This window comes from Citrobacter sp. CK191, from assembly GCF_030333435.1.
Classification (GTDB): Bacteria; Pseudomonadota; Gammaproteobacteria; order Enterobacterales; family Enterobacteriaceae; genus Citrobacter_B; species Citrobacter_B koseri.
In genome coordinates this window covers 133,233-145,146 of the sequence record NZ_JAOWFX010000031.1, presented here as the reverse complement: position 1 = coordinate 145,146, position 11,914 = coordinate 133,233, and the positions used below count along the sequence as shown (strand labels likewise).

General features: G+C 55.8%; 10 protein-coding genes. 6 read left to right on the top strand and 4 right to left on the bottom strand.

The features are described from left to right. Nucleotides 1–7: 7 nt before the first annotated feature. Both nrdB and yfaE read left to right on the top strand, forming a co-directional pair. On the top strand, nucleotides 8–1,138 hold the full coding sequence (gene nrdB / locus OGV82_RS12310; protein WP_012131521.1) for a class Ia ribonucleoside-diphosphate reductase subunit beta: 1,131 nt from the start codon (nucleotides 8–10) through the stop codon (nucleotides 1,136–1,138). Further along, nucleotides 1,138–1,392 carry a class I ribonucleotide reductase maintenance protein YfaE gene (gene yfaE, locus OGV82_RS12305; RefSeq protein WP_012131520.1) on the top strand — a complete coding sequence of 85 codons (255 nt, stop codon included), beginning with the start codon at nucleotides 1,138–1,140 and terminating at the stop codon, nucleotides 1,390–1,392. The genes nrdB and yfaE overlap by 1 nt, the downstream gene beginning before the upstream one ends. A 72-nt stretch (nucleotides 1,393–1,464) precedes the next feature. Here yfaE and glpQ read toward each other — a convergent pair whose 3' ends face one another. Both glpQ and glpT read right to left on the bottom strand, forming a co-directional pair. Then, entirely contained in the window at nucleotides 1,465–2,535 is a 1,071-nt protein-coding gene (gene glpQ, locus OGV82_RS12300; RefSeq protein WP_047462378.1) for a glycerophosphodiester phosphodiesterase, read from the bottom strand. 4 nt (nucleotides 2,536–2,539) lie between these two features. Further along, complete coding sequence (glpT, locus tag OGV82_RS12295; protein ID WP_047462375.1) at nucleotides 2,540–3,898, bottom strand: glycerol-3-phosphate transporter; 1,359 nt, start codon at nucleotides 3,896–3,898, stop codon at nucleotides 2,540–2,542. 273 nt (nucleotides 3,899–4,171) lie between these two features. On the opposite strand from glpT, the gene glpA reads away from it, so the two are divergent. Genes glpA through glpC form a run of 3 tightly spaced genes read left to right on the top strand, consistent with a single transcriptional unit; the run spans nucleotide 4,172 to nucleotide 8,236 of the window. Then, entirely contained in the window at nucleotides 4,172–5,800 is a 1,629-nt protein-coding gene (gene glpA, locus OGV82_RS12290) for an anaerobic glycerol-3-phosphate dehydrogenase subunit A (RefSeq protein WP_101744038.1), read from the top strand. Further along, nucleotides 5,790–7,049, top strand: a complete 1,260-nt coding sequence (gene glpB / locus OGV82_RS12285; protein ID WP_047462373.1) for a glycerol-3-phosphate dehydrogenase subunit GlpB — start codon at nucleotides 5,790–5,792, stop codon at nucleotides 7,047–7,049. The genes glpA and glpB overlap by 11 nt, the downstream gene beginning before the upstream one ends. Then, nucleotides 7,046–8,236, top strand: a complete 1,191-nt coding sequence (gene glpC / locus OGV82_RS12280) for an anaerobic glycerol-3-phosphate dehydrogenase subunit GlpC (protein ID WP_047462370.1) — start codon at nucleotides 7,046–7,048, stop codon at nucleotides 8,234–8,236. Before glpB ends, glpC begins: the two co-directional genes overlap by 4 nt. 63 nt (nucleotides 8,237–8,299) lie before the next feature. Here glpC and OGV82_RS12275 read toward each other — a convergent pair whose 3' ends face one another. Together OGV82_RS12275 and OGV82_RS12270 are read right to left on the bottom strand one after the other, a co-directional pair. Continuing rightward, nucleotides 8,300–9,496, bottom strand: a complete 1,197-nt coding sequence (locus OGV82_RS12275; RefSeq protein ID WP_012131514.1) for a nicotinamide mononucleotide deamidase-related protein YfaY — start codon at nucleotides 9,494–9,496, stop codon at nucleotides 8,300–8,302. A gap of 136 nt (nucleotides 9,497–9,632) precedes the next feature. Further along, a complete protein-coding gene (locus OGV82_RS12270; RefSeq protein ID WP_047462367.1) occupies nucleotides 9,633–10,175 on the bottom strand; it encodes a YfaZ family protein in 543 nt (180 codons plus the stop codon). A 272-nt stretch (nucleotides 10,176–10,447) separates the two neighbouring features. Here OGV82_RS12270 and OGV82_RS12265 point away from each other — a divergent pair, with 272 nt between their 5' ends. Continuing rightward, nucleotides 10,448–11,896, top strand: coding sequence for a catalase (locus tag OGV82_RS12265; RefSeq protein ID WP_101744039.1), 1,449 nt, complete (start codon nucleotides 10,448–10,450; stop codon nucleotides 11,894–11,896). The last annotated feature ends 18 nt before the right edge of the window (nucleotides 11,897–11,914 follow it).

Below are 11,914 nucleotides of genomic sequence, written 5' to 3'. Positions count from 1 at the left end.
CACTTCAATGGCATACACCACTTTTTCACAGACGAAAAACGACCAACTCAAAGAGCCGATGTTCTTTGGCCAGCCGGTCAACGTGGCACGCTACGACCAGCAAAAATATGACATCTTCGAAAAACTGATCGAAAAACAACTCTCCTTCTTCTGGCGCCCGGAAGAAGTTGACGTTTCACGCGATCGTATCGATTTCCAGTCATTGCCGGAACACGAAAAACATATTTTCATCAGCAACCTGAAGTACCAGACGCTGCTGGACTCCATTCAGGGACGTAGCCCGAACGTGGCATTACTGCCGCTGATCTCCATCCCGGAGCTGGAAACCTGGGTAGAAACCTGGGCGTTTTCTGAGACGATCCACTCGCGCTCGTATACCCATATCATCCGCAACATCGTTAACGATCCGGCGGTGGTATTTGACGACATCGTCACCAACGAACAAATTCAGAAGCGCGCGGAAGGCATTTCTCACTACTACGATGAGCTGATTGAAATGACCAGCTACTGGCATCTGCTGGGGGAAGGTACGCACAACGTGAACGGCAAAACCGTCACCGTAAACCTGCGTGCGCTGAAAAAACAGCTCTACCTGTGCCTGATGAGCGTTAACGCGCTGGAAGCGATTCGTTTCTACGTCAGCTTCGCCTGCTCCTTCGCTTTCGCGGAACGTAAGCTGATGGAAGGTAACGCCAAAATCATCCGCCTGATTGCCCGCGACGAAGCGCTGCACCTGACCGGCACGCAGCATATGCTGAACCTGCTGCGTAGCGGCATAGACGATCCAGAAATGGCGGAAATCGCCGAAGAGAGCAAGCAGGCGTGCTATGACCTGTTTGTACAGGCCGCGCAGCAAGAAAAAGAGTGGGCGGATTACCTGTTCCGCGACGGTTCCATGATCGGCCTGAACAAAGATATTCTGTGCCAGTACGTCGAGTACATCACCAATATCCGTATGCAGGCGGTCGGCCTGGAGCTGCCGTTCCAGACGCGCTCCAACCCGATCCCGTGGATCAACACCTGGCTGGTTTCCGATAACGTCCAGGTGGCGCCGCAGGAAGTGGAAGTCAGTTCTTACCTGGTCGGCCAGATTGACTCGGAAGTTGATACCGACGATCTGAGTAATTTCCAGCTCTGATGGGACGCGTGACGCTACGTCTTTCCGGCACCGAAGTGCTGTGTCGGGAAGAACACCCTTCTCTGCTGGTGGCGCTTGAGGCGCATCAGGTTGAAGTGGAGTATCAGTGTCGTGCGGGCTATTGCGGCTCCTGCCGCTGCCGTCTGGTCGCAGGCCAGGTTGACTGGCTGACCGAACCGCTGGCTTTTATCAGCGAAGGGGAAATTTTGCCCTGCTGTTGCAGGGCAAAAGGCGATATTGAGATAGAGATGTAGCCTTGTCGGGTGGCGCTTACGCTTACCCGACCAGTTCACAGGCCGGGTAAGGCGAAGCCGCCACCCGGCTTTTTAGTGCTTATCCTTCAAAAACACCACCGCTTTATCCGGGAAATCGGTGAACAATCCATCCACACCCGCCTTGTTATACAGGATGTCATAAAGCTGATTAACATCCGTGGCGTAGTCAGGAAGCTGATCGGCGCGTACGGTGTAAGGGTGTACCACCATATTGTTCTGCTGCGCCTCTTTCACCATGCCGGTCAGCGTGATATGCCCGACCTTCGATTTTTCATCAATCAGCATATGGTAGTCCGGGCCGATCCCGTCAGCATAGCTGGCGATTTCTTTCATCGCGCCAGGCTTGAACATCCAGTCGTAGTTATAGTTAACCCAACTGCCGTCCGGCTGTTTTTGCTGAGTTTCATTCCAGTCGGTGTACGCAATCAACTGCACCAGATTGAGATCCATCCCCCTCTTCGGTTCCAGCTCATTCTTAATGCGCTTCAGCTCCGCGGCATCGAAACACTGCAAATAAACGTTATCTTTTTTACCGGTATAACCATACTTTTTCAGCACATCCAGCGTCTTAGCCGCAATATCCTTCCCTTCCTGATGATGGAACCACGGCGCTTTGATTTCTGGATAAATACCGATATTTTTTCCGGTCGAATGATTCAGCCCCTGAACAAACTCAATCTCTTCCTCAAAGGTATGCACGCGGAAATCTGATTTTCCCATCGGGAAACGGCCAGGGTAAGTCTGTACTTTCTTGCCGTTCTCAATATCAAAACCTTCGGTGAACTTCAGGGATTTAATTTCATCCAGTGTGAAATCAATGGCGTAGTAACGCCCGTCCTTGCGGGCGCGATTCGGAAAACGTTCGGCAACGTCGGTAACCCGGTCAAGGTAGTGGTCATGCAGGACGACCAGATGGTCGTCCTTCGTCATCACCAAATCCTGCTCCAGATAATCGGCACCCTGCGCATACGCCATCGCTTTCGCTGGCAGTGTGTGCTCCGGCAGATAGCCGCTGGCGCCACGGTGCGCAATCACGATTTTATCCGCAGCGATTGCCGCGCTGCTCACAACCATACCCGCCAGCATCAATGCCACGCTGAGATTTTTCAGTGTCGTCTTCATTCACTTAAGCTCCGTTGCGTTTCAACATCAGCTCTTCATGGTGGCGTTTTTCACCAATCATCACGATAATCAGCAGGATAACCGCCAGAACGCTGCCGCCGATCATCACCATGAAGCCGCCGTCCCAGCCGAAGAAGTCAACGGTATAGCCGACAATGGCGCTCGCCGCGACGGAACCGCCGAGATAACCAAACAGGCCGGTGAAGCCCGCCGCCGTACCTGCCGCTTTTTTCGGCGCCAGTTCCAGCGCGTGCAGACCAATCAGCATGACCGGGCCATAAATCAGGAAGCCGATAACGATCATACAGGCCATATCCACGGTCGGATTTCCTGGAGGGTTCAGCCAGTAAACAACTGTGGCAATGGTCACCAGCGTCATAAAGAACACGCCCGTTGCGCCACGGTTGCCACGGAACACTTTATCCGACATCCAGCCGCACAGCAGCGTACCCGGGATACCGGCATATTCGTACAAGAAATACGCCCAGGACGATTTATCCAGCGCAAAGTGTTTCACTTCTCTCAGGTAAGTCGGCGACCAGTCGAGGATGCCGTAACGCAGCAGGTAAACGAACACGTTCGCAATCGCGATGTACCACAACAGTTTGTTCGGCAGCACGTACTGCATAAAGATCTGTTTTGCAGTCAGCTCTTCTTCCGCTTTTTCGTTGTAATCATCCGGGTAGTCGTTTTTGTACTCTTCAATCGGCGGCAGACCGCAGGACTGCGGCGTATCGCGCATCAGCGCGAAAGCGAAAATCGCCACCAGGATCGCACCAAACGCCGGCATGTAGAGCGCGGCTTTCCAGTCATTAAACCAGGCCATCCCCAGCAGGAACAGCAGCGGAGGAATACCGCCGCCAACGTTATGCGCGCAGTTCCAGACGGAGACGATACCGCCACGTTCTTTCTGTGACCACCAGTGCACCATTGTACGACCGCACGGCGGCCACCCCATTCCCTGGAACCAGCCGCAGAGGAACAGCAGCACGAACATCACGGCAATGCTGGACGTGGCCCACGGCACAAAGCCCATAAACAACATCACGGCCGCCGCCAGAATCAACCCTGCGGGCAGGAAAACGCGCGGATTCGAGCGGTCGGAGACCGACCCCATGATAAATTTCGAAAAACCATAGGCGATGGAGATCCCGGACAGCGCAAAACCCAGATCGCCGCGCGAGAATCCCTGCTCTACCAGGTAAGGCATCGCCAGCGCAAAGTTCTTACGCACCAGATAGTAAGCGGCATAACCAAAGAAAATCCCCAGGAAAATCTGCCAGCGCAGCCGACGATATGTCGGATCAATCTCCGCTGCTGGCAAGCGCGTTTTATGTTGCGCAGGTTTAAAAATACTTAACATATGTAGCCTCCGTGGCCGTGTCTTATTAGAGGTAAACACCGCAGTTCGTTTAACTAACCAACCTCGCTGCTCCCAGTGTGGGCGCGATGTTAAGTAAAGATACCTGTCGTTAATGTGAATTACAGCACAGATTGTTACACATTTATGACAAATGTTCAGAAAAGCGCACGAAATCACGTTTCATTTTCGAATCATGAGCGATTATGCGCGAAATCAAACAAACCATGCTTTTTATGTGGCTAAATGATAAAAAACGAACTGTGAGGGATAACCATGAAAACTCGCGACTCGCAAACAAGTGACGTGATTATCATTGGTGGGGGAGCCACAGGCGCAGGGATCGCCCGAGACTGTGCGCTACGCGGATTGCGCGTTATCTTAGTTGAGCGCCACGATATCGCGACCGGCGCAACCGGCCGTAACCACGGCCTGCTGCATAGCGGCGCCCGCTATGCCGTTACCGACGTGGAATCTGCCCGCGAATGCATCAGCGAAAACCAGATTCTGAAACGGATCGCCCGCCACTGCGTTGAGCCAACGGACGGTCTGTTCATTACCTTGCCGGAAGACGAATTATCCTTCCAGGCCACCTTTATTCGCGCCTGCGAAGAGGCGGGCATTCGCGCCGAAGCGATTGATCCGCAACAGGCGCGGCTGATCGAACCGGCCGTCAATCCGCAGTTGATTGGCGCGGTGAAAGTGCCTGACGGCACTGTCGATCCCTTCCGGCTGACCTCCGCGAATATGCTGGATGCCAGAGAACATGGCGCAATCATTTTAACGGCGCATGAAGTCACCGGACTTATTCGCGAAGGCGCGACCATTTGCGGTGTGAACGTGCATAACCATCTCACAGGGGAAAGCCAATCGCTGCATGCGCCGGTCGTGGTGAATGCCGCAGGCATCTGGGGTCAGCGCATTGCGGAATACGCCGATCTGAGCATCCGCATGTTCCCGGCGAAAGGGTCGCTGCTGATTATGGATCATCGCATTAACCAGCATGTGATTAACCGCTGCCGCAAGCCGTCCGACGCCGATATTCTGGTGCCCGGCGATACCATCTCGCTCATCGGTACTACGTCGACCCACATTGATTACAACGAGATCGACAGCAACCGCGTCACTGCGGAAGAGGTTGATATTCTGCTGCGTGAAGGGGAAAAACTGGCGCCGGTGATGGCGAAAACGCGCATTTTGCGCGCCTACTCGGGCGTGCGTCCGCTGGTCGCCAGCGATGACGATCCGAGCGGTCGTAATGTCAGCCGCGGCATTGTGCTGTTTGACCATGCTGCACGCGACGGGCTGGACGGGTTTATCACCATTACGGGCGGTAAGCTGATGACCTACCGCCTGATGGCGGAATGGGCAACCGACGCGGTATGCCGAAAACTGGGCAACACTCGCCCCTGCGTCACCGCGCAAACCGCCCTTCCCGGCTCGCAGGAACCCACGGAAAACACGCTTAAACGCGTGATCTCGCTGCCCGCCCCGCTACGCGGTTCCGCCGTCTATCGTCACGGCGATCGTACTCCGGCCTGGCTCAGCGAAGGTCGCCAGCACCGCAGCCTGGTCTGTGAATGCGAAGCGGTCACCGCAGGCGAAGTGCAGTACGCCGTCGAAAATTTAACCGTCAACAGCCTGCTGGATCTGCGCCGCCGTACCCGCGTAGGCATGGGCACATGTCAGGGAGAACTGTGCGCCTGCCGCGCCGCCGGGCTGCTGCAACGTTTTAATGTCACTACCGCCGCTCAGTCTATCACTCAGCTTTCTGCGTTCCTCAATGAACGCTGGAAAGGCGTACAGCCTGTCGCCTGGGGAGACGCGCTGCGCGAAAGCGAGTTCACGCGCTGGGTTTATCAGGGATTGTGCGGTCTGGAGAAGGAGCACCAGGATGAAATTTGATACGGTCATTATGGGTGGCGGTCTCGCCGGATTACTGTGTGGCCTGGAATTGCAAAAACACGGTTTGCGCTGTGCGATCGTCACTCGCGGCCAAAGCGCGCTGCACTTCTCCTCCGGCTCGCTGGATCTACTCAGCACCCTGCCGGACGGTCAGCCCGTCACAAATATCACTGAAGGTCTGAATGCGTTACGCGAACAAGCGCCGACGCACCCTTACACCACAATTGGCGCGTCAACCGTTCTGGAACTGGCGCAGCAGGCGCAAGCGTTGCTGGAAGCGTCTGGCGCGCATTTACAGGGCGATGTACAACAGTCGCATCTGCGCGTTACGCCGTTGGGAACATTGCGCGCCACCTGGCTAAGCTCGCCGGAAGTGCCCGTCTGGCCGCTGGCCGCGCAACGCATTTGCGTCGTCGGCATCAGCGGTTTACTGGACTTTCAGGCGCACCTCGCGGCGGCGTCGCTGCGTCAGCACCATCTCACGGTAGAGACGGCAGAGATCGACCTGCCTGAACTGGACGTATTACGCGATAACCCGACGGAGTTTCGTGCGGTGAATATTGCGCGTTTGCTCGATAACGAAGAAAAATGGCCGTTGCTCCACGACGCGCTCTTACCGATAGCAAAAACCTGCGACATGATCATCATGCCCGCCTGTTTCGGCCTGGCGGATGACAGCCTCTGGCGCTGGCTCAATGAACGCCTGCCCTGCTCGCTGAATTTGCTGCCGACGCTGCCGCCTTCTGTGCCGGGCATTCGCCTGCACAATCGCTTGCAGCGCCAGTTTGTTCGTCAGGGCGGGATCTGGATGCCGGGCGACGAGGTGAAAAAAGTGACCTGCCGTAACGGCGTCGTGAGCGAAGTCTGGACCCGCAACCATGCCGACATTCCTCTGCGCCCGCGCTTTGCGGTACTCGCCAGCGGCAGCTTCTTCAGCAGCGGCCTGGTCGCCGAACGCGACGGCATTCGCGAACCCATTATGGGACTGGACGTTCAGCAAACAGCCACCCGCGCCGAATGGTATCAGCGTGATTTCTTTGATGCGCAACCCTGGCAGCAGTTTGGCGTCACGACCGATGATGCGCTGCGCCCCTCACTGGCGGGGCAGACCGTAGAAAATCTGTTTGCCATCGGCTCGGTGCTCGGCGGATTCGATCCGATAGCCCAGGGATGCGGAGGCGGCGTATGCGCGGTCAGCGCCTTACACGCCGCACGTCACATTGCAGAACGTGCAGGAGGTCAGCAATGAACGATACGAGTTTCGAGAGTTGTATCAAATGCACGGTGTGCACCACCGCCTGCCCGGTCAGCCGGGTGAATCCTGGCTACCCAGGCCCCAAACAGGCAGGGCCGGACGGCGAGCGCCTGCGCCTGAAAGACGGCGCGCTGTACGACGATGCGCTGAAATACTGCATTAACTGCAAACGCTGCGAAGTGGCCTGCCCGTCAGACGTTAAAATTGGCGATATCATCCAGCGTGCGCGCGCCAGGTATGACACTTCGCGCCCGTCGCTGCGCAACTTTATCTTAAGCCACACCGATTTAATGGGCAGCGTCTCTACGCCGTTCGCCCCGGTCGTCAATACCGCGACGTCGCTGAAACCGGTTCGTCAGTTGCTCGATTATGCGTTGAAGATCGACCATCGCCGTACGCTGCCGAAATACTCCTTCGGCACCTTCCGCCGCTGGTATCGCAGCGTTGCGGCACAGCAGGCGCAGTACAAAGATCAGGTCGCCTTCTTCCACGGCTGCTTCGTCAATTACAACCATCCGCAGCTTGGTAAGGATTTAATTAACGTCCTGAACGCAATGGGCACCGGCGTGCAGTTGTTAAGTAAAGAGAAGTGTTGTGGCGTGCCGCTGATCGCCAATGGTTTTACCGATAAAGCGCGCAAGCAGGCGGTGAGCAATGTGGCGTCGCTCAGAGAAGCGATTGGCGTAAAAGGCATTCCGGTTATCGCAACCTCATCAACCTGCACCTTTGCCCTGCGTGATGAATACCCGGAAGTGCTGGACGTGGATAACAGCGGGCTGCGTGAGCATATCGAACTCGCGACCCGCTGGCTGTGGCGTAAGATCGATGCAGGCCAGACGCTGCCGCTGAAAAAATTACCGCTGAAGGTGGTTTACCATACGCCGTGCCATATGGAGAAGATGGGCTGGACGCTCTATACGCTGGAGTTGCTGCGCCAGATCCCAGGTCTGGAACTGACCGTGCTGGACTCCCAGTGCTGTGGGATTGCCGGAACCTACGGTTTTAAAAAGGAAAACTACCCCACCTCGCAATCCATCGGCGCTCCGCTGTTCCGCCAGATTGAAGAGAGCGGCGCGGATATTGTGGTAACCGACTGTGAAACCTGTAAGTGGCAAATTGAGATGTCGACAAGCAAACGCTGCGAACATCCGATTACCCTGCTTGCCCAGGCATTAGGTTAAGCGCGTTAACGTCTTATCGGGCCTGCAAACCACGGCAGGCCCGATAAGCGCAGCGCCATCAGGCTACAGGGTTAACGACTCCACCACCTCAATCCAGCCATGTTCACTGGCAATATCCTGACCGTTTAACCACCGACGCACCATATTCAGCGCCATCATGGCGCAAACTTCCTGCCGCACCGCCAGACTGTAGCGGCTGGCGCTGAAATGCACGCGCAGGGCAAATGTCCCATCCGGCGTCGCCAGCGCGAAATTAAGATGGTCGTTTTCCAGCCCGGATACCGCCAGCGCCAGTCCGGCGTAGTGGTTGCTCCGTCGCTCTGTCGTCCAGTGCGCGGTCTGAGCCAGCGTCTCTTCCTGGGAAGGCACCACTTCGCTGGCAAGAATCGGCGCATTCGCACGGGAAAGCTGCAAAGCCAGCAGCCCGCTGGTGAACTGTTCGCTGAGCGTCAGGCTGAGCTGGCGCGTCTGCAAACAACGGGCGATTTGCGCAGGCAGTCCTTCCGTCCCTTCAAAAATCAGGTTCTGCCCTGCCACCCGCTTTACCTCCGGCCATAGCGCCAGCATCGCGTCCCGCTGCGCATCCGGGCCGGTGAGTTTCAGTTCAATAATCGGCATTGAAGAGCGATATCCCATCGTCACGCCCGCCGGTAGCGGCAGCGAATCGAGGCTCTGCGCCAGATCGCTTTCCGAACGTCCAAACGTAGTGAGTCGCAGACAAACCGGCGGTTCAGGAAGCGCAAAACGCGCACGCAGACGCGGCATAATTTCATGCTCGACCATCACCTTAAATTCAGACGGGACGCCAGGGGTAAAGAACATCAGGCAGCGATTTAGCTTCACCGCAAACCCACAGGCGGTGCCAACCGGGTTATTAATAAACTCGGCGCTGGCGGGCAGTTCTGCCTGCTTGCGGTTACTCGGCGCCATAACCCGCCCGCGCTCATGGAAAAAACGCTCCATCTCAGCCAGCCACGCGTCATGAAGCACCAGACCTTCACCTTTCGCCGTGGCGGCGGCCAGCGCGCTTAAATCATCGCTGGTCGGCCCCAGGCCGCCATTCACAATCAGCACATCAGCATGTTCGCTACGTTCGCGTAAAATGGCGACCAGCGCATCCAGATTATCTCCCACCGTATTTCGGCGTGATAACGGCAACCCCTGATTAAAGAAAAAATCGGCCAGCCAGGCGGCATTCGTGTCGACGATTTGCCCGTGCAACACTTCATCCCCGGTGGATAACATCTCCACGTTTAACATCGTGTTCTCCTGCTTCTATGATGAAAACACTATAACGCAAAGCCCGCTGGGGCGGAGTAAGAAACTCAGAGGAAACAAACCGGGAAAGAAGGCGATAGCATACAGGAAACGGCGCGACGGATGCCGCGCCCGAAAATCAGAAGCTGGCGTTAACGCCGACGTACGGGCCATCGGCAATCGCGTTGTCACGGTTACCGTCTTTACCCGCCAGGTTCAGATAGCGATAGCCCGCTTCAATGCTCAGCGGACGCATAATGGTAAAGCGCGCTCCGGCATTGGCTTCTTCATAGCTGTCGATGCCGCTGGACAGTGAATCTGGAGAGTAGTAATACTCGCCAAACAGACGGAAGCTGTCGCCGATTTTCCACTGTAACCCGCCGCCTACCGCCGCCGCATAGCCTTCATCGCCGTCGTTCGGATTGGTATAAACGCCTTTCCCGCCGACCGTTGCCAGCAGCGGCCCAACCGGAATATTCAGGCCGAGCCCCACGCCGGCAGCGTCGCCGTCGTCGTCGTTATGCATCCAGTTGCCGCTCAACGCCAGCCCGGTGGATTCAGTACCGAAACCTACGCCAACGTTGGTGTAATCTTTACCCGCCTGGCCGCTAATGCTCATCGCATTCGCCGATGCAGAAGCGAACAACAGTCCGGCAACGCCTAATAAAATGCTTTTTTTCATTTTCACCCTTTCCAGCAAAGAAATAAACAAAAGACCCCAAAACCGCAGGATTGTACTGCCAGGCGCAACAGAATCAATGAGCTAAAAAAGCGATCTAATAACATATTGTAACTAAACACTACCTTTCAGGTTTATTAAACGTTACAAGAAGAGGCGTTTAGCGCAGCAGTCATTGCCCGAGATCAATATTTCATTCACAAATATTTTCTACATTAGTTTCCGAAATTAAACGGAAATTAAACATTTTTTCTAACGATCGTCGGGAGATAAAGATGAGCAAAAAAGGACTCACCACCGCAGCAGGCGTGCCTGTCGCCCATAATAACAACGTTGCAACCGCAGGCCCGCGCGGCCCCATGCTGCTACAGGACATCTGGTTCCTGGAAAAACTGGCCCACTTCGATCGTGAAGTGATCCCTGAGCGCCGTATGCATGCCAAAGGCTCAGGCGCGTACGGCACCTTCACCGTCACGCACGATATTTCACGTTACACTCGCGCAAAAATCTTTTCGGAGCCCGGTAAAAAAACGGATCTGTTCCTGCGTTTTTCCACCGTGGCGGGAGAGCGCGGCGCGGCGGATGCCGAGCGCGATATTCGCGGGTTTGCGATCAAGTTTTACACTGAAGAGGGCAACTGGGATCTGGTGGGTAACAACACGCCCGTTTTCTATCTGCGCGATCCGCTGAAATTCCCGGATCTGAACCATGTCGTGAAGCGCGACCCACGCACCAACCTGCGCAATCCGACCTACAAATGGGACTTTTTCTCTCATCTGCCGGAATCGCTGCACCAGTTAACTATCGACTTTAGCGACCGGGGTTTGCCTTTCTCTTACCGTACTATGCACTGTTTCGGTAGCCACACATTCAGCTTTATCAACAGCGACAACGAACGTTTCTGGGTGAAATTCCACCTGAAATCGCAGCAGGGCATCGCCAACCTGATGGATGACGAAGCGAAACGCCTGGTGGCGGACGATCGCGAAAGCTCTCAGCGCGACCTGTACAACGCCATTGAACAGGGCAACTTCCCCCGCTGGAAATTCTACGTGCAGATCATGCCGGAAGCCGAAGCCTCGCAGGTGCCGTACAACCCGTTTGATCTGACCAAAGTATGGCCGCACGGCGATTACCCGCTGATTGAAGTCGGCGTGCTGGAACTGAACCGCAACCCGGAAAACTATTTCTCCGAAGTGGAACAGGTGGCGATGAATCCGGCGAACGTCGTGCCGGGGATTAGCTTCTCCCCTGACCGTATGTTGCAGGGGCGTCTCTTCTCCTATGGCGATGCGCACCGCTATCGTCTGGGCGTTAACCATCAGCAGATCCCGGTCAACGCCCCGCGCTGCCCGTTCCATAACTACCATCGTGACGGCGCGATGCGGGTGGACGGCAACAGCGGCAACGGCCCAACCTATGAGCCAAACAGCTTTGGCGTCTTCCAGGAACAGCCTGATTTCAGCGAACCGCCGCTCTCTGTCGAAGGCGCTGCCGCGCACTGGGATCACCGGGAAGATACGGACTACTTCAGCCAGCCGCGTAAGCTGTATGAGTTGCTGAGTGATGAAGAACATCAGCGTATGTTCGCGCGCATCGCCGGCGACATGAAAGATGTGCCGGAATTTATTCAGCAGCGTCAGATTGGCTTGTTTAGCGAAGTTCATCCTGACTATGGCGCGGGCGTCGCCGCTGCCCTGCGGGCGTTAAAAGAAGCGAAATAACCGTTTCCACGGGAGCTG